Genomic DNA, 22,524 nt, shown 5'->3' with positions numbered 1-22,524 from the left:
AAATACCTCGGGGAATCGCTCCTCAGGAGCGATGGGGCGGAGCCCCGATCAATCGGGTCCCGGGTCGATGCGCTTTGGAAGGGGTGGCGCTGACGCGGTGTAGGGCGGGGCTTTGCGCCGCCCTGGGACTGTGGTCGTCAGGAGGCCGTCTTGAGATCCTGGATCAGCGCGTCGATATTGCCGCGGCGGCGGTCCAACATGGCGCCCACTTCGGTGCGTTCCGTCAGGAGCATGTTGACCCCTTCGATGAACATGTTGAACAGCAACGGCCGGCCGGTGCGGTCGGAGACGTGGAAAGACACGGTGAACGGGCTTTCGCCGCGCAGGAACGCGGTGGTCCGCACCTCATAGTAGTTCTTCACGGCCTTGACGGACTGCACTTCCAGCCGGCCGCCGATGAACTCGCGGAAGCGCTTTCCATACTTGCGCGAGATGTACCCCGTGAAGGCGTTCGAAAAGGCTTTCTTCTGCGCGGCCGTGGCGGTGCGCCCGTCGTTGCCCAAGGCGTAGGCGGCGATGTAGGGGATGTCGCCATAGGTGCGGAAGATGCGTTCGAAGTCGGTGTACATCGCGCGTTCGGACCTGCCGCTGGCGATGACCTTGTTGATCTCGGCCACCATGCCGTCGATCAGCCCCCTGGCCTGGCCTTCGGTCAGCGCGAGGCCGGGCATCGGGAAGGCAAGTGCCAGAAGGCTTGCACCGCCGAGGGTGAGCACCGTGCGTCGGGTGTACGTCGTGTCCATGTCGAATGCCTCTCTGGAAAGCTGTTTGCCGGCAGGCTGTGTGCCGGTCAGAAACCGGTGGTGTCGAGCGCCATCGGGTCGATGTCGGCGGCGCCCGGCGCGTCTTCGCCAAGTTCGAAACGGCGATTCTGGAGATAGATCAGCCGCGCCTGTGCGTAGCTGTCGGCGCTGTCGTAGAGCACCGAGTCGACGGTTTCGCCGAACTCTCCGCGTTTGATGACCTTGTCGGCGACCCGGGCCGCCGTACCGATGTACTTCTCGGGCGACGGCAGAGCGTAGCTCAGCGGGTTGGTCACCAGATCGACGGCAGAGCCTACCGCGTCACGCTCGGTCGAGGGGCCGACCATCGGAAGTTCGAGGTAGGCGCCCTCGGGCAGGCCCCAGACCGCCAGCGTTTCGCCGAAGTCGCTTTCGTCCGACACCAGCCCGATTTCGGCCGCCGGATCGAGGATGCCCAATCCCAGCGTCGCGTTCATGGTGAAGCGCAGCGTGTTCTTCGTCGCGCGCCACAGGCGCAGTTGCAAAAGCTGGTTGAGCACGGTTTGCGGCGTGCCCACGGTGTCCGCGAACTGCGCCACGGCCTGGCGGCTGCCGTCGGGAACGGAGTCGGCCAGCCCCGCGCCCGTGCCGCGCAACACGCGTTCGTCGATCTTGCGGTTGAAGGCATGCACGCGGCGGTTCTGGGCCTCGTAGGGGTCCCACACGCCGTCCGGCGCCTGCCCCGGGCCGGGGACCGAACAGGCCGCCAAAGACGCCGCCGCGATAAGTGCGAAGACCGCACGTGTCCTGAGCATTCGGACCGCCCCCCGTCGAAAGTCCTTGGATCGCCTCACGGCTTCCGTAAAAGACAAGGTAGTTTCATTTTACAAGGCGCCCAAGCAAGCAACCTGCATTCAGCACTTTTGTGGCACAATGGCGACAAGGGCAAGCGTCCGGCGGTTCGGCCCGCAGACGTGGCGGAAGGCTGCCGGCCCCCTGAACGCCGGTTCGGCCAACCGCGAGGAGGCACATGAGCAAACAGGAATTCGAGACCGGCCGTGAAGAGCTGAGGGCAGCGCGGCGGCAGTCGCGGCCATATTACTGGTTCGTCGCGGTCTTCAGTTTCCTCGTCAACATGCTGATGCTCACCGGCCCGCTTTACATGCTGCAGGTCTACGACCGGGTGCTAGGGTCGCGGTCGGAGGCGACGCTGGTCGCGCTGACCGCGCTGGTCGTCTTTCTCTACGGGATGATGGGCATCCTCGATTATGTCCGTGGCCGCGTCATGGGTCGGGTCGCGGCACGCTTCCAGGCGGCGCTGGACCTGCGGGTCTTCGACGCGGTGTTGCGCCGGTCGACCGTCAAGAACGACGAGCTGGCCCAGACCGGCCTGCGCGACCTCGAATCGGTGCAGCGGCTGATGTCCTCGCCGGTGCTTCTGGCGGTCTTCGACATCCCGTGGTCGCCGATCTTCCTTCTTGGGCTGTTCATCTTCCACCCGTGGATGGGGTATCTGGCGCTGGCGGGCGGCGGCTTCCTGATCGTGGTGACACTGGCCAACCAGATGATCTCGCGCAATCCGACGCTGAAATCCAACGTCGCGGTCATGCAGGCGGAGCGGACCTCGGATCAGATCCGGCAGGAGGCGGAGATGGTGCAGGCGCTGGGGATGCGGCGCGACGCCTTTGTCCGCTGGATCGGCGCGCGTGGGCAGGCTCTGTCGGGGCAGATCACCACCGCGGACATCACCGGCACCTTCGCCACCATGACCAAGACCTTCCGGATGCTGTTGCAGTCCGGGATGCTGGGGCTGGGCGCCTACCTGGTTCTGGAGGGCGAGCTGTCGCCGGGCGCGATGATCGCGGGCTCCATCCTGATGGGCCGGATGCTGGCGCCCATCGAGCTGGCCATCGGCCAGTGGCCGCTTGTGACCCGGGCGCGCAAGGGCTGGACCAGCCTTGCGCAGCTTCTGTCCGAGGTGCCGGAGGAGGCGCCGCGCACCGCCCTGCCCCGCCCGGAGGCGAAGCTGGACGTGCAGCAACTGACCGTGGTCGCCCCGGGCGAGCAGCAGGCGGCGCTGCGGCTGGTCAGCTTCAACGTGGCCCCGGGCGAGGCGGTCGGCGTGATCGGGCCTTCGGGGTCGGGCAAGTCGACGCTGGCCCGCGCGCTGACCGGCATCTGGCGTCCAGCGGGCGGCAAGATCCGGCTGGATGGCGCATCGCTGGACCAGTACGGGCCGGACGTGCTGGGGCGTCACGTGGGCTACCTGCCGCAGCGCGTCACCCTGTTCGATGGCACCATCGCCGAGAACATCGCGCGCCTGTCGCCCCAACCCGACGCCCAGAAGATCGTGGAGGCGGCGCGCAAGGCGGATGCGCACGAGATGATCCTCAAGCTGCCGAACGGCTATGACACGCGCGTCACCGCCATTGGCGGGCGGCTGAGCGGCGGGCAGATGCAGCGCATCGGGCTGGCGCGCGCGATGTACGGCGATCCGGTGATCCTCGTGCTGGACGAGCCGAACTCCAACCTCGACAACGAGGGATCGGAAGCGGTCAACAAGGCGATCGCGGGCTTCAAGGCGGAAGGAAAATCGGTGCTGATCATGGCGCATCGTCCGGCGGCCATCAAGGAATGCACCAAGCTTCTGATGCTGGAAGGCGGGCAGCGCGTGGCCTTCGGACCGAAGGACGAGGTGCTGCAGCAGATGGTGAAGAACCACCAGCAGATCCAGAAGGCGGCCACCCCGGGAGGTGTGAGATGAGCGGCAGGACCGAGGACGACAGCCGGACGACGCCCGCCCCCGCCGGAGAAGGCGGTGTCGCGGCGGGCGACAGCCGGGTTCAGGGTAAGATGACCGCCGGTGCGGCTGCGGGCGCGGGTCCGGCTGCTGGCGCGCAGGCGCGGCCTCTGGCGGCGGCGACGGCGGCCCGGACAGCTGGGCCGAACGCGGGTGGCGGCGGCGCGGCCCCCGCCCTGCCGTCGCATGCCTCCTTCCCGACGCGCGGGCCGATGACGGTGGGTCTTCTGGCGGTGGCACTGCTGGTGGGCGGTTTCGGCTACTGGAGCGCGACGACGAACATTTCCGGCGCCATCGTCGCCTCGGGGCAGATCCAGGTGGATCAGAACCGGCAGGTCGTCCAGCATCCGGACGGCGGCGTGGTGGCGCGGATCGCGGTCGACGAGGGTGACGAGGTGGCGGAGGGCGACCTGCTGCTGCAACTCGACCCGACGCTTCTGTTGTCCGAACTGAACATCGTCGAGGGCCAGCTCTACGAGCTGACGGCCCGCCGTGCGCGCCTGATCGCGGAGCGGGACGGCGCGGAAGAGATCGTCTTCGAGGAGGAGGTGCTGGCCGCTGCGCGCAACAACGAGGACGTCGCGGAACTGGTGGAAGGCCAGCGCAACCTGTTCTTCGCCCGGGCGGAATCGCTGAACCGCGAGGTCGAGCAACTGCGCAAGCGGTCCGAGCAGATCGCCGACCAGGTGCGCGGGATCGAGGCACAGCAGGCCGCGCTGACCACCCAGCTCGAACTGATCGAGAAGGAGTTGCGCGACCAGCAGACACTTCTGGACCGCGGACTGGCGCAGGCGAGCCGGGTGCTGTCGCTCCAGCGCGAGCAGGCGCGGCTGTCGGGCACCGTGGGCGAGCTGGTGGCCTCGAAGGCGCAGGCAGAGGGGCGGATCACCGAGACGGAGATCCAGATCCTCGGGCTGGAGACGCGGCGCCGCGAGGAGTCGATCACCACCCTGCGCGACCTTCAGTTCCGCGAGCGCGAACTGGCGGAGCAACGCCGCAGCCTGCGCGAACGGCTGAGCCGGCTGGACATCCGCGCCCCGGTGTCGGGCGTGATCTACGGGCTGACGGTTTTCACCCCGCGCTCGGTCATCCGGCCGGCGGAACCGGTGATGTATCTCGTGCCGCAGGACCGCCCGCTGGTGATCGCCGCGCAGGTGGAGCCGATCCACATCGACCGGCTGTTCGTCGACCAGGAGGTGGCGCTGCGGTTTTCGGCGCTGGACCAGCGTCGGACGCCGGAGCTGTTCGGCGAGGTGACGCAGATCTCGGCCGACGCCTTCGAGGATGAAGCCTCGCGCGTGCGCTACTACCGCGCGGAGATCGTGCTGAACGAGGGCGAGATCGCGCGGCTGCCCGAGGGCACCGTGCTGATCCCCGGCATGCCGGTGGAGGCCTTCATCCGCACCGAGGACCGCACGCCGCTGGCCTATCTGGTGAAGCCGTTCATGGACTACTTCTCGAAAGCGTTCCGCGAGGGCTGAAGGTTTGCGGGGCGTGCGCGGGCGCGCGGCGACGGATATCCTGCCGGCCTGGGCTTTTGAGACGGGGTGGCGGCACTGGCCGCCGGGGGCGCGCGATGGCATCGGGGCGATGTCACGGGGCGCCCTTGCCCGGGACCTGCGCCGCGTCGCCGGCGCGGCAGAGGTATTTTTTGCCAAGGTGAAGCAGCAGGGGGGTTTCGCTTTCCCGGGCCGCGATTTAGCTTCGCCGCGTCGCGCGGCATGTCGCCACGACGACAAGGAGAACCCTATGAGCAACGAGATCGAAGAGCGCCTTCAGACGCTTGGCCTGACCCTTCCCGACGCGCCTGTACCGGCTGCGAACTACGTGCCTTACGTGCTGACCGGCAACACGCTGTATGTGTCCGGCCAGATCAGCATGATGGATGGCGAACTGATCAAGGGCAAGGTGGGCGCGGACCTGGACGTCGACCAAGGTGCGGCGGCGGCGATGGCCTGCGCGCTGAGCCTGCTGGCACAGGTCAAGGCGGCCTGCGGCGGCGACCTGACCCGGCTGAAGCGCGTTGTGAAGCTGGTGGGCTTCGTCAATTCGCTGGGCAATTTCACCGACCAGCCGAAGGTGATCAACGGCGCCTCGGACCTGATGGTCGCCGTTCTGGGCGACAAGGGGCGGCATGCCCGCTCTGCCGTGTCGGCGGCGGCGCTGCCGCTGGGCGTCGCGGTGGAGATCGAAGGCATCTTCGAGGTCGAATGATGCTGCCGCGCGCCTTCCTCGACCGGCCTGTCGCGCATCGGGCTTTCCATGACCGGGCGGCCGGACGGCCGGAGAACAGCCGGGCCGCGATCCGGGCCGCCGTGGCGGCGGGGTATCCCATCGAGCTGGACCTGCAACTGTCGGCGGATGGCGAGGCCATGGTCTTTCACGACTATGACCTGGCGCGGCTGACCGGCGCCAGCGGTCCGGTGGCGCAGCGCACGGCGGCGGAACTGGGCGGCCTTCTTTTGCGCGACGCGGAAGACGGCATCCCGACACTGACCGAGGTGCTGGGGATCGTCGCGGGCCAGGTGCCGCTGCTGATCGAGGTCAAGGATCAGGACGGCCAGATGGGCCCGAACGTGGGTCCGCTGGAGGAGGCCTGCGCGCGGGCCATCGAGAGCTACCCGGGTGAGGCGGCGCTGATGTCGTTCAACCCGCATTCCGTGGCGGCGCTTGCACGTTTGTGTCCGCGCCGCCCGCGTGGCCTGACGACCTGCGCGGGCACCGCCGAGGATTACCCGACCCTGCCCGCCGCGCGGCGTGTGGAACTGGCGGAGATCGGGTTGGCGGACGAGATGCCGCTGCACTTCATCAGCCATCACCACGGCGACCTGGACAATCCCCGGGTGGCGCAACTGAAGGCGCGCGGCCTGTCGATCCTGTGCTGGACGATCCGCACCCCCGCCGAGGAAGCGGAGGCGCGGCGCATCGCCGATAATGTGACGTTCGAGGGCTACCCCGCTTGATCGCCGCGCCGGCAGGGCCAGATTGGGAAGCATGAACACAGAGACTGCGCAGCGCGACGTGACCGTGAGCGTCCTGCCCTCGCTTGGCGATATTGCGCCCGAGGTCTGGGATGCCTGCGCCTGTCCCGAGGCCGCGGACGGGCAGCGGCCCGGCGATCCGTTCACCACCCACCGGTTCCTGAAGGCGCTGGAGGACAGCGGGTCAGTCGATGCACGCACCGGGTGGGAGCCGCACCACCTGTCGGTCGAGGTGGAGGGCCAGGTCGTGGCGGTGGCGCCGATGTACGCCAAGAGCCACAGCCAGGGCGAATACATCTTCGATCATTCCTGGGCCCATGCGCTGGAGAACGCGGGCGGTCGCTATTACCCGAAGATGCAGATCGCGGTGCCCTTCACCCCCGCCACCGGACGGCGGTTCCTGGTGAAGCCGGGCTGGGAGACGCTGGGCCGTTCGGCGCTGGTGCAGGGCGCGATCCAGTTCGCGGCGAACCACGGGTTGAGTTCAGTCCACGCCACCTTCTGCACCGAGGAAGAGGCGGAGGCCGGGGCGGAGATGGGCCTGCTGCACCGGGTGACGCAGCAGTTTCACTGGGACAACGACGGATACGCCGATTTCGACGCCTTCCTGGCGACGCTGTCCTCGCGCAAGCGCAAGACCATCCGCAAGGAGCGCGCGAAGGCGCAGGACTTCGGCGGCGAGATCCACATGCTGACGGGCGACGCCCTGCTGCCCGAGCACTGGGACGCCTTCTGGCACTTCTATCAGGACACCGGGGCGCGGAAGTGGGGCTCGCCCTACCTGACGCGCCGGTTCTTCGACATCGCGCAGGAGACGCTGCGGGACGACATCGCGCTGGTGATGTGCGAACGCGAGGGGCGCTATGTTGCAGGCGCGCTGAACTTCATCGGGCGCGACGTGCTGTACGGGCGCTACTGGGGCTGCGTCGAGGACCACCCCTGCCTGCATTTCGAGGCCTGTTATTATCAGGCCATCGACTTTGCCATCGCGCACGGCCTTGGCCGGGTCGAGGCCGGGGCGCAGGGCGAACACAAGCTGGCGCGCGGGTATCTGCCGAAACCGGTGCATTCCCTGCACTGGCTGGCAGAACCCTCCTTTTCGGATGCCGTTGCGCGCTATCTGGAAGCGGAGCGGCGCGCGGTTGATGAGGATATCGAGATCCTGACCAGCTACGGGCCGTTCAGAAAAGACAGACGCGAGGAACAAGAATGACCGAGAAACTGTCGGACACCGGGCGCAAGACCGTGCTGGAACCGCTTTTCGCCACCGGATGGGAGATGGTCGAGGACCGCGACGCCATCCGCAAGACGTTCAAGTTCGACGACTTCACCGCCGCCTTCGGCTGGATGACGCGGGCCGCGATGTACGCCGAGAAGTGGAACCACCACCCGGAGTGGTCGAATGTCTACAACACCGTCGAGGTCACGCTGAGCACGCATGACGTGGGCGGGCTGTCTTCGCTGGATGCAAAGCTTGCGCGAAAGATGGACGGCCTGATCGGCTGACGGTCGCGGGCCGGGCACGTGAGTCCCCGGCCCGCGTCCCGCGCTCTCTGTGCCGTGCCGCGACTGCCTCCCAAACAGGCAATGACGCCGCCATGGCGCGTTTCGGCGGGCGTTTCAAGTATGTGACGCTGCGTCAGCAGTGTTTGCGCGCCTGCGGACTCGCCCATTGCGCTCCCTGTCCCGAGACTTGTCCAAAGGTAAACAAATGCCTGCAAGGCATGGAGGGACACATGACGAGTACATCGAACGACACGGGAACCCTGATCTACGGGCTGGACGATACCCCCGCCCCGCCCGCTGCCGCGCTGGCGGCCATGCAGCACATCCTCGCCTCCATCGTGGGGATCGTGACGCCGACGCTGGTGATCGGCGGCGTCCTCGGGTTGGGAGAGCACATCCCCTACCTCATCGCCATGTCGCTGTTCGTGTCGGGCGTGGCGACCTTCATCCAGTGCTACCGGGTCGGTCCGGTCGGCTCTGGCCTGCTGAGCGTGCAGGGCACTTCCTTTGCCTTTCTCGGGCCGGTGCTGGCGGCGGGCTTTGCGGTGAAGAACGCGGGCGGCACGCCGGAGGACATGCTGGCGATGATCTTCGGACTCTGCCTTGCCGGTTGCCTCGTGGAGATCGTGCTGAGCCAGTTCGTCGACAAGCTGGACCGCATCATCACGCCGACCGTGACGGGCATCGTCATCACGGTGATCGGGCTGTCGCTGGTCAAGGTGGGCTTCACCGATTTCGCCGGCGGTGCACAGGCGGGCGAGACGCTTGGCGCACCGGTGAACCTGCTGATGGGAGCCATCGTCGTGGCAGTCATCCTTGTGCTGACCTTCGTAGGCAATCCGATGCTGCGCATTTCGGCGATCATGATCGGGCTGGTCGTCGGCACCATCGTCGCCATGGTCCTGGGCCAGGTCGATCTGTCGCGCGCCGGTCAGGGTGAGCTGCTGGCGATCCCGCAGCCGCTGAAATACGGGCTGGATTTCGACATCGGGCTTTTCCTGCCCATCGCCTTCGTCTTCCTCGTGACGGCGATCGAGACGTCGGGCGACCTGACGGCGAACTCCGTGATCGCGGGCCAGCCGGTGAAGGGGCCGCTCTACATGAAGCGGATCAAGGGCGGCATCCTTGCGGACGGGGTGAACTCCGGCCTCGCGGCACTGTTCAACACCTTCCCGAACACGACCTTCAGCCAGAACAACGGGGTGATCCAGATGACCGGCGTCGCCTCGCGGCACGTGGGGCTGTATATCGCGGGCATTCTGGTGGTGCTGGGCTTCCTGCCGGTGGTGGGGCAGATCTTCCTCCTGATCCCCAAGCCGGTGCTGGGCGGTGCGACGCTGGTGCTGTTCGGGACCATCGCGGTGGCGGGCATCCGCATCCTCGCCACGCAGGAGATCGACCGCAAGAAGGTCTACATCATGGCGGTGTCCTTCGGGCTTGGCCTTGGTGTGACGCTGGTGCCGGATGCCACGCAGAACCTGCCGGTCTTCCTCAAGCAGGTGGTCGCCACGCCGATCACGCTGGCGGGCCTGTCGGCGATCATTCTGTCACTGGTGATCCCGGATACCGAAGAGACCTCCAAACCGGTCGAGACCGTGGCGCCGGTGGAGGAAGAGACGGCGGCCGTCTGAGCGCTGTCGGAACGAAGTGGAGGGCGTGCCGTGCGGCGCGCCCTTCTGTTGTTTCGGGGTGGCGGGAAAGGAAGACCCCCGCAGCGGACCGCGGGGGTTTCGATGCCCGAAGCGGTGTCAGCCCAGGCGCGGCAGGGAGGTGTCAAAGACAGTGTCGGCGATCAGCCCGCCGATGCGCAGACCTTCGGTGTTGTCGGCCTCCCAGTGGATGCCGCCGTATTCCCGGCTCGCGCCCGCCTCTTCCGCCGCCTGGCTGAGTCGCGTCCACGACCGCCGCACGCCGGTCAGCTGCTTCGGCCAGTTCACCAGATCCGGGGCACCACCGGTGAAGGACACGTTGTCGGTGCCCAGCAGATGCGCCAGCATCCGTGCCGAGGCACCGCTGAACGTCGAATGCCCCGAGGTATAGGCCGGGAACGGCGGCGTCGGGATCAGCGTCTTCCACTCGGCGTCATGGAACCGCGCGAACTTGTCCTGCGGCAGGACCGTGGTGCGGATCGCCGTTTCGGGGCGCACCACGTCCATGTCGAACTTGCAATCCCACGTCACGATGGCCGCATCGGCCTGCGCCATGCTGATGAGCGCCATGAACCGCGCCTGGTCGACGAGGTCCAAGTCCTGCCGTTGCAGCAGGTCCATGGCGATGATCTGCCAGTGCCCCGGCGGGGTCGCGCCGCGCGGGCCGTCTTCCCAGAAGAAGGCGATTTCGGCCTGGTCCTCGGTGCGGAAATCGCTGGTCGCGCCGCCCCACTGGAAGACCTTTTCGAGTTGGCGCATGAACTCCTTGCTGTCCTGACGCGGGAAGGGCGCCGGACGGAAGTCGCGGGCAGAGCCGACCGCGAAGGTCTTCATCCTGCCCCAACCGGGCAGCAGCGGCCCGCCGTATTGCTTGAAGGTCGGGCCGTTCTGGGCGCCGAAGAACGGGCCGGTCGGCTGCCAGGCCATCGGGCCGTCGAGCTTGGTGTAGAGCAGCTCCTTCGAGCCGCCGATCCCGTCCTCGCCGCGCCAGTCGAGCACGGCATGGGCCGCGTTGGCGCCCCAGACGATGGCGTTGTTCTTGGCCTCCCCGTCCTCGAACCCGTCGAGGAACGCCATCAGTTCGCAGTTGTCCCAGCCGAAAAGCGCGTTGATCGCGGTGGCGACGGCAGTGCCGTAGGCGATGTCCGCATTCACCGGCATCGGCGGTTCGGGCAACTTCACCGGCCCTGCATAACGCGGGGCGAGGCCGTTGACCGCGACGAAACCCGCGAGGTGGCCGATAGCGAAGGCGCGGGTGGCCGGCGGCGGCGGGGTGGCGGTGTCACGCACTTTTTGCACAAGTTGGTCGGACCACCACATCACCGGGGTCATATTGCCCGGAGACACGACACCTTCGATGTAGGACGCGCCGGAGCCGCAACCTTGTCCGGCAAAGGCCTTCGGTGTGGCGGCGACAACTGCGGCTGTGGTCAATAAACCCAGTGCGGCGCGTCTGCTGAAATTCGTAATCACTTGCGAGTCGGTCATATGGCAGCTCCCAACTTCAAATTAATGTTATTGGCCGATGTTGGCCGACGGCATTGAAGCTGGCAAGCTTTTCGGTCCGGCCCGTCCCGGAAAGGCCCGCAGAACCCACTATTTCCCGAAGAAAACACGCCAGTGCCGCGATCCATCCGGATCGGCGGAATGCCGCGCGACGGATTTTGCCCGCAGGGAATCGGTGCCGGGAAAGCGTCCGCTAGCGGGCCGAAGGGATATATCGGGATGTAGCCGGGAGGCGCGCGCCCGTGCCGAGGCTGTCCTGCGCGGGCGCAGACGGGCTGCCATCGCGCACGGAACCGCCGCGTGGCAGGATATGGCGGCGCCCGTCAGGCCCGGTCAGACCGGATCAGGACAGGACGCCGCCGGTCGTTCAGGCGAGTTCCAGCATCGCCTCGCCGCAGGACTTCTCGCAGACGCCCGGGTTGTCATCCAGGTTCAGCCCCTTGACGGTGCCGTCCTCGACCACCATCGCGTAGCGCTTGGAGCGGTCGTAGAACCCCACTGGCGGCGCGGTGAAGTTCATCCCCATCGCCTTGGTGAAAGCGGCATCCGGATCGGCGAGGAAGGTGATGCCCGCCTTGTCTCCACCGGTGTGGCGGCTCCAGGAATCCATCACGAAGGGATCGTTGACGGCGATGCAGACGATCTCGTCCACGCCCTTTTCGGCGAAGGCATCCTTCGTCTTGATGAAGCTGGGCACATGGGCGTTTGTGCAGGTGCCGGTAAAGGCCCCCGGCAGCGCGAAGATGAGCAGCTTGCGCCCCTTGGCCAGCTCTGAGAGGTCAACCGTCTCGGGGCCGTCTGCGCCGATGCGCAACAAAGTTGCCTCCGGCAGCGTGTCACCGGGTGAAATCGCCATTTGTCCTGTCCTCCGTGGAATTGCGTTTCCCTGTGTCGCAAGGATAGTGTCGCGCCTACAAGAGAAAAGGGAGCTCGGACCATGACGGACGTCGTTGTTGTTGGGGGAGGACAGGCGGCGGCCTCGCTGGTGGCGAAGCTGCGTTCCAAGGGGTTCGAGGGGACCATTACCCTGATCGGCGAGGAGCCGGTGCCGCCCTACCAGCGCCCGCCCCTGTCGAAGGCCTACCTCATGGGCGAGATGGAGGAAGAGCGGCTCTACCTTCGGCCCGCGGCCTATTACGCCGAAAACGCCATCGACCTGCACGTGGGCGAAAAGGTGATCGCCGTGGACCGCGACAACAAGGAAGTCATGGCCGGTGGACGCGCGGTGAAATACGACGAGCTGGTGCTGTGCACAGGCTCGGTCCCGCGCAGGTTGCCCGGCTCCATCGGCGGTGCGCTGGACGGTGTCTACGTGGTGCGGACGCTGGCGGACGTGGATGCGATGTGCCCCTCCTGCGTGTCGGGCAAGCGGGTGCTGGTTGTCGGCGGCGGTTACATCGGGCTGGAGGCGGCGGCGGTCTGCGCCAAGCTGGGCCTGACGGTCACGCTGGTCGAGGCGGCGGAGCGGATCCTGCAACGGGTGGCCGCGCCCGAGACCTCTGCCTGGTTCCGCGACCTGCACAAGGGCCATGGGGTCGACCTGCGCGAAGGCACCGGGCTGGTGCGCCTTCTGGGCGACGGCCATGTCACCGGTGCCGAACTGGCGGACGGGACCACGATCGAGGTCGACATGGTGATCGTCGGCGTCGGCATCGCGCCCGCGTCCGAACTGGCGGAAGCCTGCGGGCTGGAGGTGCTGAACGGTATCGCGGTGGACAGCCACGGCCGCACCTCGGACCCGTCGATCTGGGCGGCGGGCGACTGCGCGTCCTTCCCGCATGGCGAAGGACGCATCCGGCTGGAATCGGTGGGCAACGCCATCGACATGGGCGAACTGGTGGCCGAGAACATCATGGGCGCCGCGAAGGCCTATGTGCCGAAACCGTGGTTCTGGTCCGACCAGTACGACGTCAAGCTGCAGATCGCCGGGCTGAACACCGGCTACGACCGGGTGGTGGTCCGCAAGGACGGCGATGCCCTGTCGCACTGGTACTACGAGGACGGCAGGCTGCTGGCGGTCGACGCGATGAACGACCCGAAGGCCTACATGGTCGGCAAGCGGCTGATCGAGGGCGGCAAGACCGCCGATCCGGAGGCGGTGGCCGACCCGGAAACGCAGCTCAAGGCACTGCTGAAGGCGTGAGGATCATTGCGGGCGAGTGGCGCGGCCGGCGGCTGGCGTCCGTGGGCAAGGGCGATCCGGGCGCGCATCTGCGCCCCACGACCGACCGCGTGCGCGAATCGCTGTTCAACATGCTGGCGGGCGGGCGCTTCGGCGATCCCTTCGAGGGCGCGGTGGTGCTGGACCTCTTCGCCGGCACCGGTGCGCTGGGACTGGAGGCGCTGTCGCGCGGCGCCCTTTCCGCCACTTTCGTGGAGAACGGCCGGGTCGGGCAGCGGCTGATCCGCGAGAACGTGAAGACGCTGGACTGCTCGGACCGCGCGTCGGTCATCGGCGCGGATGCGACACGGCTGCCCGCGGGTGCGCCCTGCTCGCTGGTGTTCCTCGACCCGCCCTACGGCAAGGGTCTGGGCGCGCGGGCACTGGAGGTGGCGCGGACACAGGGCTGGATCGGGGCGGAGGCGCTGATCGTCTGGGAAGAGAGCGCCCCCCAGGTGGCGCCCGAGGGCTATGCGGCCCTGGAGGCGCGGAGATACGGCGACACGCATGTCACGGTGCTGCGCTCCCGGTGATGTCGCCCCGGCTGGCGCCGGGACGATCCGCGCGGGCCCTGCCCGCGCAGACAGGGGAGGCGCTGCCTCCCCCGGACCCCCTCCGGAGTATTTCCGAAGCAAAGAAACCCAAGGGGTGCAGCGGAGCGCGGCGGTTCCGTTTCCGCTGGCCGCGGCGCCTGCCAGCATGGCGCGGGCCTCATCCGTCAGTTGCCGGCCGGGGAGCCCCTGGCGTCCCTGTCGGCGATCCATGCGTCGATTACCTCGCCCTCAAGCGGCTTGATGCTGGCGGTTTCGCCCTTTGAGAGTGTGGAAATCCGGTTGCCCTAGGCCTCCATCACGGCGCGGCCTTCGGCGGCGCCGGTGTCACGGGTGCGAACCTCCCGGGCGGCGGTCTCCGGCCCAGAGGTGGGGTCGATCACCGCCTTCAGGTCGTCGGGCAGGCTGTCGTAGGCATGCTTGTTCCTGCCCGGGATGAAGAAAAGGTTGTGGAGCGACTTGTCGCCTGCCGCGTCGGTGTGGCTGCCGGTCACCTCGTCGACTGTCAGCGAGGGCGACATCTTTCAGGTGAAGGCGCCACCGTCGAGCACGCCGTTTGACATCGCCTCGGGGAAGCGGCCCGCCTGTCAGCCGGGGATCACCGAGCCGCCGTCGATCGCCCCGTCCACGATCGGGTCATACTGTTCCGGCGCGGTGCCGCCGAGCTGCATGAACGGATAGATCTCGACCTCGATGCGGCCGTCCGTCTCCTTTTCGATCTTCCCGGCCCAGGGGTCGATGACGTGCTTCGGGATGGCCGAGTGCGGCGAGACAACGTGCTGGAAGCGGAACGTCACCTCCTGCGCGGCAGCGTCTATGGCGAGGGTGAGAGCGCATGCGGCAGTCAGCCAGCACCGGGTGATCGGGCCCCCTTCCCGTGGCATGCTGCAGCGCAGCGGCATGTCAAAGGTCCAGGATGGCCACGGGGGTGCAATCGGCCCGCCGGCGATCCCCTCCAAGCGTCGGGCCGCAACCCATTGTCTGAACGTCCGAATATGACAGCACCCGGGGATTGTCGCCGTCGTTTCCCGGAAGCCGGATCGCGGTGGCAATCGCCGGTGCCGATGCTATTCTGACATTCGAAGACATGCATGATAGGGAGGTCCGCCCGTGTCCATCATCCGCCCCACCCGCCGTGAGATCCTGGCCATGGCCGCCAGCGCCCCGGCGCTGACCCTGCCTGCGGTTGGCCGCGCGCAGTCGCTGGGCGCCCCGGCATCCGGCAATCCGCAGCACTTCAGCTTTACCCTCGGCGAGGCGAAGCTGACCGTCGTCTCGGACGGGCGGCTTGAGGTCCCGGCCAGCGGGCTGGGCGTGAACGCCGACCCGGAAGACGTGAAGGCCTTCCTCGAAAGCTACTTCCTGTCGCCGGAAATCAACTATTCCCACACCAATCACCTTGTGATCGAGATCGGCGATGCCGTGGTGCTGGTCGACGTGGGCTCGGGCGACCGTTTCGTGCCCACCGCCGGAGAGCTGATGGGCAATCTGTCAGAGGCGGGCATCGCACCCGACACCATCACACACGTCGTCATAACCCACGCACACCCGGACCATATCTGGGGCATCCGCGACGACTTCGACGAGGCCATCCTGCCCGACGCGGCGCTTTTCATCGGCACGGCAGAGCACGAGTTCTGGATGCAGGACGGGCTGGCCACGCGCATGCCGCAGGACCTTCAGCAATTCGCCGTCGGGGCGGTCAACTCGATCAGAGTGGATGGCGCGGAATGGAAACTGGTCAACCACGAGGACGAAATCGTTCCCGGCGTGCGCGTGATCGACACGCCGGGCCATACCCCCGGCCACATGTCGGTCGTGGTGGAATCCGGCGGCAAGCAGCTGATCGCGCTCGGCGATGCCATGACCCACGCCTACATGAACTTTGCCCGCCCCGGGTGGTACAACAACTTCGACATGAACGGCGACCTGACGGTGGAGACCCGGCAGAAGCTTCTCGACATGGCGGCCACCGACCGGATGGCGGTGCTGGGCTACCACTTCCCCTTCCCCGGCGTGGGCCACGTGATGAAGGAGGGCGACGAATACCGCTTCGTCCCTGCCCTCTGGCAATGGGGATGACAACACAGGCCGCGCCAGCCCTCGCCGCGTAGGCCAGACGTCCGTGCGACCGGGGTACGCCCCGGAGGGGACGTGCCCGGGCCTGGCGGAGGGCTTGCGGCCTTTGCCCGGACCTTTGGCGCGATGGCGACCAGGCTCTGACGGCCTGGCGATGGCGGTGCACGGTCGCCGTGTGGCGGTCGCGTTTCGAACACATGACAAGGTGCCGACCGGATCGGCTGCGCCGATTGCGAACGGTTTCCCGGGTGACTGACGCACCACGTGCAGGCGGCGGACGCTCCCTCTCGGCCGCGCTGGACGCAAACGGGTGGAAGACGGGGGCAGCGCAAAGCGGCTTCGTGGGAAGTGGGCTGCGTTTCGGGCGTGGCAATGTGCGTGCCCGTGACGGATTGCCGGACAGAACGACAAGATCGGGCGCGCAGGCGGGGCCGTGCGCATTTGCTTCGAGATGGATTTTGCACTGTGCACGTGTGCAAAAAGATCAATCCCCGCTTGGGGATCCGAACGCCTTGGACTGACTCCTGAATGTCGGGAAGCGGAGAAAGTCCGTTAGAATATTCGGAAAACATGGGAATCGCACTGGCACATCAGGCGTGGGTGGCGCCACAGCGTTTGGTCGTTTCAGCCAAGCATGGTTGCACGAACGATGACGTAACCGGGGACAAGAAACACCGTGCCTTCGGATTTACGCCATATTTTTCAGGGGACTGAATGGGCGCCTCCGCTGTTTCTGCAACGCTATTGATCGCGTGTGCAAATCGTGCAACGCTTGCAGCAAGAAGCAACGACGCGAGGACGACATGAAGAGCAATGAAGCCGTGCAGGAGCGCGCGGCGTTCCTTGAGGAGGTCCTGCGGTCTGCCGGCCGGATCGTGAAGCGTGGCTTCGAGGAGCGGACCTCGGCGAGCTGGGAGATGAAGGGCCCGCAGGATTACCTGACCGAGACCGATGCCGCTTCGGAGCGCCACATTCGCGAGGCGATCCTGTCGCGCTTCCCCGGCGACAGCGTGTTCGGCGAAGAGGACGGCGGCGAGATCGGAGAGCGGTGCTGGATCGTCGACCCCATCGACGGCACCGCCAATTTCGCACGCGGGCTTGAACACTTCTGTATTTCGATCGGCTATGTCGAGGGACGGCGGCCGGTGCTCGGCGGGATCTACAACCCGGTCAGCGACGAGATCTACCTTGCCCGCGCGGGCCATGGCGCAACGCTGAACGGCACGGCGCTGCACGTCTCGGCGGCGAACGATCCGCAATCTTCCACGGTCGAGATGGGCTGGTCGACGCGGGTGCCACGGCAAGAGTACCTGGAGGTGATGACCGCGCTGCTGGAACGCGGCTTCAATGTGCGGCGCTGCGGCTCTGGCGCGCTCGCGCTGGCGCAGGTCGCCGATGGCCGGTCCGATGCGTACGTCGAGCTGCACATGAACTCATGGGACTGCATCCCGGGCCTGCTGCTGGTCTCCGAGGCCGGGGGCGCGGTCTGCCCCTTCCTGTCGACCGGCGACCTGCGGACGGGCGGACGGATCCTGGCGGCGGCGCCGGGCATCGCCGAGGCACTGAGCCTCGACAGCCGCACCGCGCTGATCGACGCGCCGAAACAGGCCATTCGCGCCTGACGACCGCAAGACACTTCGCCGTGCAAGGGAGGACACATGGCACTTACAGGAGAGATGACGGCGCGTGCCGGAGCCGGGCGCCTGCGCCGCTTCGGGGCCGCCATGATGACACCGGAACGTCTGGTCGCCGTGGTGCTGGCGGTGCTGCTGGCGTTCCTCGTGCTGGCACCGCTGGCCGAGCTGATCCGCGAGACGTTCACCGTCCAGCCCTATGACAGGGCCTATCTGCCCGGCGAGGAGGCCGGCAGTTTCACCACCTTCCATTACGAGAGGGTGTTTTCGGGGCGGATGTCCGCTGCGCTGTTCTACAAGCCTTTCGTCAACTCTCTGATCACCGCTTTCGGCGCGACGGTCTTGTGCCTGACCCTGGGCGCATCGCTGGCCTGGGTGGTGGTGCGCACCAACGTGCCGTTCCGCGAGGCAGTGAACACGATGATCGTCGTGCCCTACATGCTGCCGTCGTGGGTGATGGCGCTGGCCTGGCTGACGTTCTTCAAGAACGACCGACTGGGCGGATCGTCGGGCGTGTTCGTCTACCTGTTCGGTATGCAGCCGCCGGACTGGCTGGCCTTTGGCGCCCTGCCCATCGTCATCTGCCTTGCGTTTCATTACTACGTCTACGCCTACCTGATCCTCTCGGGCGCGCTGACCACCGTGGACAGCCAGCTTGAAGAGGCCGGCGCCATCGCGGGCCTGTCGCGCTTTCGCCAGTTCACCGCCATCACCCTGCCGCTGGTGCTGCCGGCGCTGGGTTCGGCGGTTGTCATGACGTTCATCCGCGTTGTGGGCTCGTTCGGGACCCCGGCGGTGCTGGGGATGCCGGTGCGCTACTTTACCCTGCCGACGCAGATCTACGCCGCCATCGGTTCCCGCAATGTGGGTGACGGTTACCTGCTGGCACTGGTGCTTGTGGTGATGGCGGTGCTGTTCATCTGGATCAACCAGCGCATGATCGGCGTCCGCAAGAGCTTTGTGACCATGTCGGGCAAGGGCGTGCGGTCGAAGACCATCGACCTTGGCCCTGCGCGCTGGCTGGTGCTGGGGCTTGTGGTGCTGTTGCTCGCCTTCACGGTGATCCTGCCCATCGGCCTGCTGCTGCTGGAATCACTGTCGCGGACCGCGGGCGACTACGACCTGTCGAACCTGACGCTGCACTACTGGTTCGGTGAGCGGGGCGAGGTCAACGCGCTTTATCCGGGGGTGTTCCAAAACCCGCAGATCCTCGGCGCGGCCTGGAATTCGATCCGCCTGGCGCTTTGCGTGGCGCTGCTGACCGGGGTGCTTGGCTTTCTCGTCGGCTACGTCGTGGTGCGGACCCGTGGGTCTATGGCGTCGAAGACGCTCGAGACCGCGGCCTTCCTGCCCTACATCTTCCCTTCGGTGGCCTTCGGCGCGATCTACATCGGCATGTTCTCGAAGCCCATCGGGCCGATGCCCGCGCTCTACGGCACCTTCGCGCTCCTGGTGCTGATCGCGGCGGTCAAGAACCTGCCCTACACCTCGCGCACCGGCATCGCGGCCCTGCTTCAGATCGACAAGTCGCTGGAAGAGGCCGCGCGCACGCAGGGTATCGGCTGGGTGGCACGGGTGCGGCGGATCGTGATCCCGCTGGCCTCGAACGGGCTGATGTCGGGGATGCTGCTGAGCTTCATCGGCACCATGCGCGAGCTGTCGCTGATCATCCTGCTGGTGACGCCTTCGACGGCGGTGCTGGCGAGCGTGATCTACACCTACCAGACCGATGACGTGCCGCAGCTGATCGGCGCCGCCACGCTGCTGCTGGTGCTGCTGATCATCGGCTTCAACATCCTGTTCCGGCTTGTCTTCCGGAACGCGAAACTCGGCTTCGCCTGACGCGGCGCAGCCCCACGACATCCAAGGAGGAGAACCAACCATGACCATGAAGACCATGATACTGGCCGGGACGCTGGCGGCCTTGCCCGCCCTCGCCATGGCCCAGAGTACCGGCGACATGACCGTCGACGACTGGAAGGAATGGGCGCAGCTCGGCGACCACCAGCCCGAGACCGAGGACTGGGACGCGATCCGGGAGGCCGCTCTGGAGGAGGGCGCGCTGACCGTCTACGCGTCGTCGTCGTCGATCAGCGCCGTCGCCGAAGACTTCATGAAGCTCTACCCCGGGATCGAGGTCAGCGCCTTCGACCTCGGTTCGGAGAAGACCATCGAAAAGCTGGTACGCGAACATCAGGCCGGGCTTTACAACGTCGACGTGGTGACCACGGGCGGTGCGGCGCAGATGGTCTACGAACTGCTGCCCCAGGACAGCATCGTCAACTACGTCCCGCGCTACCTGTCCGATGACATTCCCGAGGATCTGCAACAGCCGCTGCTGACCCAGATGGTCGAGGCGACGGTCCTGTTCTACAACATCGAGACCTACCCGGACGGTCCGCCGATCTCCAACATCTGGGAACTGACCGAACCCGAATGGAACAAGCGCGTCGGCATGAAAAGCCCGCTCGGCTCGCTGACCACGTTGGCGCTGATCGCCAACCTGGTCGAGCACGGGGATGCCTTCGCCAAGGCCTATGAAGCCCATGCGGGCAAGCCGCTGGAATACTCCGACGGGATCGACAACGGGGCTTACGAGTTCTTCCACCGGCTCATCGGCAACGACCTCGTGATCTACAACTCCGGCTCGAAACTGGCCGCGGCCTCGGGTCTGCCCGGGCAGGAAGCGCCGCCGATCACCTTCTCGTCGATGCACTACATCAACAAAAACGACAGCGACGGTTACAGGAACGGCATCCTCTACGACGTGGAGCCTTCGGGTGTCTTTGCCTACTCGACCTACACGTCGATTGCCGGGCGGGCGCCGCATCCCAACGCGGCCAAGCTGTTCGTCGCGTTCCAGATGGGATCGGACAAGCTGACCGCAGATACCAAGATCGAAGGTCCGCTCCGCGAGGGCGAAAACCTTGCGCTGCTCGAAGGCATGGGTCCGTATTTCAAGATCGGCACCTTCTCGCCGCGTGACGACGTGCCGACGCCCGCAGGCGCCGACGTCTGGCCCACGGTCAACAAGTTCTGGGGCACCCCGGCCTTCCAGCGCGACAACGTCGCCATGGTCGCGGATTTCTGGATCTACGAGACCAGCCAGTAAACCATCGGCCCGCGCGGGGACCCCCTCTGCGCGGGCGCCAGGGAGAGAGAGCACACCATGAGCGAAGTCAGCCTGAACGGCATCACGAAATACTACGGCAACTATCTCGCGCTGCCGGAGATGAACCTGAACATCGAGCGGGGCCAGTTTGTGACCCTTTTGGGCCCCTCGGGCTGCGGCAAGACCACGACACTGCGCATCATCGCCGGGCTTGAGACACCCAGTGGCGGCGCGCTGCACCTGTCCGGGCGCTGCATGTTCTCCGACCGCACCCACGAAAATGTCCCGCCGGAAAAACGCGGGCTCGGTTTCATCTTCCAGAGCTACGCGCTCTGGCCGAACATGACCGTCGAGCGCAACATCACCCTCGCGCTGCACCAGGCGAAAATGCCCAAGGCAGAGATCGCCGAGCGGCTGGCGCAGGCGTTGAAGAAGGTGCAGCTCGAAGGGCTGCAGGACCGCTACCCCTCCGAACTGTCGGGCGGACAGCAGCAGCGTGTCGCCGTGGCGCGGCTGATCGCGGCACGCAGCGGCGTCCTGCTGATGGACGAACCGCTGTCGAACCTCGATGCCGTGCTGCGCACCGAGATGCGCGCCGAGCTGAAGCGTCTTTCGCGCGAGTTGAAGGCAACAACCGTCTACGTGACCCACGATCAGGTCGAGGCGTTGACCATGTCCGACATGATCGTGGTGATGAACGACGGGCGTATCCAGCAGGCCGGCACCCCTTACGAGATCTACCACCACCCCGCGAACCTCTTCGTTGCCGAGTTCATCGGCGATCCCAAGGTCAATCTCTTCGATGCCATGGCCGAGCCGCGCGACGGCGGGCTCTGGATCTCGGGCGCGGGCTTAGGCTTCCAGATGGCGGCGGGCGGCTACGGCGGCGGCGCGGTGCGGGTCGCGGTCCGCCCCGAGCATCTGCGCATCCACACGGCCCCGAAGGATGGCGCGGTCGAGGCACAGATCGACGTGGTCCAGCCGACCGGCTCGCAAACCATCGTCAGCCTCGACCTGCCCGACCAGAGGGTCACGGTGCTGGTGGCGCAGTTCCGCGAAAGCTGGCCCCAGGACCGGGTGTGGCTCGATTTCGACCCGGCGCACGCCATGGTCTTCGACACAGCCAGCGGCGAGAACATCCTGCAGCGGGCCGAAGCGCCTGCCAGCATCGCGGCGGAGTGAGCATGAAGGACGACGACCGCAGCGCGCCGGTATACGACCGCCCGGCTATCAGCCCCATTGCAGAGGGGATCGGCCCGCATGGTGCGACGATTTACATTGGCGGCATGGAGGGTGCGCGCGACATGGCGTTGCTGCGCACCCATGACATCCGCGTGCTTGTGAACTGCGCAGTGAACCTCGATTTCGACCTCGTCGATCGGGTGCTGATGGATCCCGGCGACGGCAAGGTCGCGGCGGGTTACGGTGCGCTGCGTTATTACAAGATCGGGATGATCGACGGCGACGGCAACCCGTCGGCGATGATGCTGGCGGGATTGCTGATCCTGCAGGGCGCGCTGCGGCAGACCATGCCCGACCGCCCCACTTACCCGTTCAAGGACGGCGGCAACGTGCTGGTCAACTGCCGCGCCGGGCGCAGCCGGTCGGTGGCGCTCGTATCGCTGCTGCTGCATGTCGAGGCACCCGAGCGGTTCCCGACGCTGGACGACGCGGTGGCCCATGTGCGCGAGGCGCGGCAACTGCGGCCCGACGAGTGGTTCGAGACCCCCAAGCCGATGTTGCTGGAGGCCGCCCGCGAAGCCGCGGCGTGGGCGCAGGCGATGGCAGCGGGATCCCCGCGCAGTGAATGACACCGTGCGTGA

General features: G+C 66.7%; 21 protein-coding genes. 15 read left to right on the top strand and 6 right to left on the bottom strand.

The features are described 5' to 3' along the window. Positions 1-137: 137 nt before the first annotated feature. Positions 138-743, bottom strand: coding sequence for an MlaC/ttg2D family ABC transporter substrate-binding protein (locus ABFK29_RS05360; protein ID WP_005855404.1), 606 nt, complete (start codon positions 741-743; stop codon positions 138-140). A 47-nt stretch (positions 744-790) separates the two neighbouring features. After that, positions 791-1,537, bottom strand: coding sequence for an MlaA family lipoprotein (locus tag ABFK29_RS05355; RefSeq protein ID WP_005855402.1), 747 nt, complete (start codon positions 1,535-1,537; stop codon positions 791-793). A gap of 215 nt (positions 1,538-1,752) precedes the next feature. On the opposite strand from ABFK29_RS05355, the gene ABFK29_RS05350 reads away from it, so the two are divergent. From ABFK29_RS05350 to ABFK29_RS05320, 7 genes are all read left to right on the top strand, one after another. Next, positions 1,753-3,486, top strand: coding sequence for a type I secretion system permease/ATPase (locus ABFK29_RS05350; protein WP_005855400.1), 1,734 nt, complete (start codon positions 1,753-1,755; stop codon positions 3,484-3,486). Beyond that, positions 3,483-5,003, top strand: a complete 1,521-nt coding sequence (locus ABFK29_RS05345) for an HlyD family type I secretion periplasmic adaptor subunit (RefSeq protein ID WP_005855398.1) — start codon at positions 3,483-3,485, stop codon at positions 5,001-5,003. The genes ABFK29_RS05350 and ABFK29_RS05345 overlap by 4 nt, the downstream gene beginning before the upstream one ends. Positions 5,004-5,271: 268 nt before the next feature. Beyond that, on the top strand, positions 5,272-5,736 hold the full coding sequence (locus ABFK29_RS05340) for a RidA family protein (RefSeq protein ID WP_040604141.1): 465 nt from the start codon (positions 5,272-5,274) through the stop codon (positions 5,734-5,736). Continuing rightward, on the top strand, positions 5,733-6,485 hold the full coding sequence (locus ABFK29_RS05335) for a glycerophosphodiester phosphodiesterase family protein (RefSeq protein ID WP_005855394.1): 753 nt from the start codon (positions 5,733-5,735) through the stop codon (positions 6,483-6,485). Before ABFK29_RS05340 ends, ABFK29_RS05335 begins: the two co-directional genes overlap by 4 nt. 31 nt (positions 6,486-6,516) lie before the next feature. Beyond that, positions 6,517-7,716 (top strand): GNAT family N-acetyltransferase, encoded by a 1,200-nt coding sequence (locus ABFK29_RS05330; RefSeq protein ID WP_005855392.1) that lies wholly within the window; start codon positions 6,517-6,519, stop codon positions 7,714-7,716. After that, positions 7,713-8,009: a 4a-hydroxytetrahydrobiopterin dehydratase gene (locus tag ABFK29_RS05325; RefSeq protein ID WP_005855390.1), complete on the top strand. Its 297-nt coding sequence runs from the start codon at positions 7,713-7,715 to the stop codon at positions 8,007-8,009. The genes ABFK29_RS05330 and ABFK29_RS05325 overlap by 4 nt, the downstream gene beginning before the upstream one ends. Before the next feature lie 230 nt (positions 8,010-8,239). Beyond that, positions 8,240-9,640, top strand: coding sequence for a nucleobase:cation symporter-2 family protein (locus ABFK29_RS05320; protein WP_040604140.1), 1,401 nt, complete (start codon positions 8,240-8,242; stop codon positions 9,638-9,640). A gap of 117 nt (positions 9,641-9,757) precedes the next feature. Here the strand turns inward: ABFK29_RS05320 and ABFK29_RS05315 are convergent, their stop codons facing one another. Continuing rightward, on the bottom strand, positions 9,758-11,146 hold the full coding sequence (locus ABFK29_RS05315) for a vanadium-dependent haloperoxidase (protein WP_083803394.1): 1,389 nt from the start codon (positions 11,144-11,146) through the stop codon (positions 9,758-9,760). 385 nt (positions 11,147-11,531) lie between these two features. Continuing rightward, complete coding sequence (locus ABFK29_RS05310) at positions 11,532-12,020, bottom strand: peroxiredoxin (protein WP_005855385.1); 489 nt, start codon at positions 12,018-12,020, stop codon at positions 11,532-11,534. An 81-nt stretch (positions 12,021-12,101) separates the two neighbouring features. Here ABFK29_RS05310 and ABFK29_RS05305 point away from each other — a divergent pair, with 81 nt between their 5' ends. Next, positions 12,102-13,307 carry an NAD(P)/FAD-dependent oxidoreductase gene (locus ABFK29_RS05305; RefSeq protein ID WP_005855383.1) on the top strand — a complete coding sequence of 402 codons (1,206 nt, stop codon included), beginning with the start codon at positions 12,102-12,104 and terminating at the stop codon, positions 13,305-13,307. Then, entirely contained in the window at positions 13,304-13,858 is a 555-nt protein-coding gene (rsmD, locus tag ABFK29_RS05300) for a 16S rRNA (guanine(966)-N(2))-methyltransferase RsmD (protein WP_005855381.1), read from the top strand. Before ABFK29_RS05305 ends, rsmD begins: the two co-directional genes overlap by 4 nt. A gap of 305 nt (positions 13,859-14,163) precedes the next feature. On the opposite strand, the gene ABFK29_RS05295 is transcribed toward rsmD, so the two are convergent. Both ABFK29_RS05295 and ABFK29_RS05290 read right to left on the bottom strand, forming a co-directional pair. Next, on the bottom strand, positions 14,164-14,397 hold the full coding sequence (locus ABFK29_RS05295) for a hypothetical protein (protein ID WP_005855380.1): 234 nt from the start codon (positions 14,395-14,397) through the stop codon (positions 14,164-14,166). A 66-nt stretch (positions 14,398-14,463) separates the two neighbouring features. After that, positions 14,464-14,760, bottom strand: a complete 297-nt coding sequence (locus tag ABFK29_RS05290) for a hypothetical protein (protein WP_157136380.1) — start codon at positions 14,758-14,760, stop codon at positions 14,464-14,466. 226 nt (positions 14,761-14,986) lie between these two features. Here ABFK29_RS05290 and ABFK29_RS05285 point away from each other — a divergent pair, with 226 nt between their 5' ends. From ABFK29_RS05285 to ABFK29_RS05260, 6 genes are all read left to right on the top strand, one after another. Beyond that, positions 14,987-15,958 (top strand): MBL fold metallo-hydrolase, encoded by a 972-nt coding sequence (locus ABFK29_RS05285; protein WP_005855376.1) that lies wholly within the window; start codon positions 14,987-14,989, stop codon positions 15,956-15,958. An 800-nt stretch (positions 15,959-16,758) separates the two neighbouring features. Next, positions 16,759-17,577: an inositol monophosphatase family protein gene (locus tag ABFK29_RS05280; RefSeq protein ID WP_005855375.1), complete on the top strand. Its 819-nt coding sequence runs from the start codon at positions 16,759-16,761 to the stop codon at positions 17,575-17,577. Positions 17,578-17,613: 36 nt separating this feature from the next. Then, positions 17,614-19,431 (top strand): ABC transporter permease, encoded by a 1,818-nt coding sequence (locus ABFK29_RS05275; RefSeq protein WP_157136379.1) that lies wholly within the window; start codon positions 17,614-17,616, stop codon positions 19,429-19,431. Between the two features lie 40 nt (positions 19,432-19,471). Beyond that, positions 19,472-20,701: an ABC transporter substrate-binding protein gene (locus ABFK29_RS05270; protein WP_005855371.1), complete on the top strand. Its 1,230-nt coding sequence runs from the start codon at positions 19,472-19,474 to the stop codon at positions 20,699-20,701. A 57-nt stretch (positions 20,702-20,758) separates the two neighbouring features. Continuing rightward, positions 20,759-21,883 (top strand): ABC transporter ATP-binding protein, encoded by a 1,125-nt coding sequence (locus tag ABFK29_RS05265; protein WP_005855369.1) that lies wholly within the window; start codon positions 20,759-20,761, stop codon positions 21,881-21,883. A gap of 2 nt (positions 21,884-21,885) precedes the next feature. Continuing rightward, a complete protein-coding gene (locus ABFK29_RS05260; RefSeq protein ID WP_005855367.1) occupies positions 21,886-22,512 on the top strand; it encodes a dual specificity protein phosphatase family protein in 627 nt (208 codons plus the stop codon). The last annotated feature ends 12 nt before the right edge of the window (positions 22,513-22,524 follow it).

It is taken from the genome of Sagittula stellata E-37 (assembly GCF_039724765.1).
Classification (GTDB): Bacteria; Pseudomonadota; Alphaproteobacteria; order Rhodobacterales; family Rhodobacteraceae; genus Sagittula; species Sagittula stellata.
The sequence above is the reverse complement of the archived record's forward strand: the minus strand, read 5'-3'. Positions and strand labels throughout refer to the sequence as shown.

Bases quoted from the DNA above. Each gene is read 5' to 3' on its own strand.
- ABFK29_RS05360 (WP_005855404.1), bottom strand. From the start codon at position 743: ATGGACACGACGTACACCCGACGCACGGTGCTCACCCTCGGCGGTGCA.
- ABFK29_RS05355 (WP_005855402.1), bottom strand. From the start codon at position 1,537: ATGCTCAGGACACGTGCGGTCTTCGCACTTATCGCGGCGGCGTCTTTG.
- ABFK29_RS05350 (WP_005855400.1), top strand. From the start codon at position 1,753: ATGAGCAAACAGGAATTCGAGACCGGCCGTGAAGAGCTGAGGGCAGCG.
- ABFK29_RS05345 (WP_005855398.1), top strand. From the start codon at position 3,483: ATGAGCGGCAGGACCGAGGACGACAGCCGGACGACGCCCGCCCCCGCC.
- ABFK29_RS05340 (WP_040604141.1), top strand. From the start codon at position 5,272: ATGAGCAACGAGATCGAAGAGCGCCTTCAGACGCTTGGCCTGACCCTT.
- ABFK29_RS05335 (WP_005855394.1), top strand. From the start codon at position 5,733: ATGATGCTGCCGCGCGCCTTCCTCGACCGGCCTGTCGCGCATCGGGCT.
- ABFK29_RS05330 (WP_005855392.1), top strand. From the start codon at position 6,517: ATGAACACAGAGACTGCGCAGCGCGACGTGACCGTGAGCGTCCTGCCC.
- ABFK29_RS05325 (WP_005855390.1), top strand. From the start codon at position 7,713: ATGACCGAGAAACTGTCGGACACCGGGCGCAAGACCGTGCTGGAACCG.
- ABFK29_RS05320 (WP_040604140.1), top strand. From the start codon at position 8,240: ATGACGAGTACATCGAACGACACGGGAACCCTGATCTACGGGCTGGAC.
- ABFK29_RS05315 (WP_083803394.1), bottom strand. From the start codon at position 11,146: ATGACCGACTCGCAAGTGATTACGAATTTCAGCAGACGCGCCGCACTG.
- ABFK29_RS05310 (WP_005855385.1), bottom strand. From the start codon at position 12,020: ATGGCGATTTCACCCGGTGACACGCTGCCGGAGGCAACTTTGTTGCGC.
- ABFK29_RS05305 (WP_005855383.1), top strand. From the start codon at position 12,102: ATGACGGACGTCGTTGTTGTTGGGGGAGGACAGGCGGCGGCCTCGCTG.
- ABFK29_RS05295 (WP_005855380.1), bottom strand. From the start codon at position 14,397: ATGTCGCCCTCGCTGACAGTCGACGAGGTGACCGGCAGCCACACCGAC.
- ABFK29_RS05290 (WP_157136380.1), bottom strand. From the start codon at position 14,760: ATGCCACGGGAAGGGGGCCCGATCACCCGGTGCTGGCTGACTGCCGCA.
- ABFK29_RS05280 (WP_005855375.1), top strand. From the start codon at position 16,759: ATGAAGAGCAATGAAGCCGTGCAGGAGCGCGCGGCGTTCCTTGAGGAG.
- ABFK29_RS05275 (WP_157136379.1), top strand. From the start codon at position 17,614: ATGGCACTTACAGGAGAGATGACGGCGCGTGCCGGAGCCGGGCGCCTG.
- ABFK29_RS05270 (WP_005855371.1), top strand. From the start codon at position 19,472: ATGACCATGAAGACCATGATACTGGCCGGGACGCTGGCGGCCTTGCCC.
- ABFK29_RS05265 (WP_005855369.1), top strand. From the start codon at position 20,759: ATGAGCGAAGTCAGCCTGAACGGCATCACGAAATACTACGGCAACTAT.
- ABFK29_RS05260 (WP_005855367.1), top strand. From the start codon at position 21,886: ATGAAGGACGACGACCGCAGCGCGCCGGTATACGACCGCCCGGCTATC.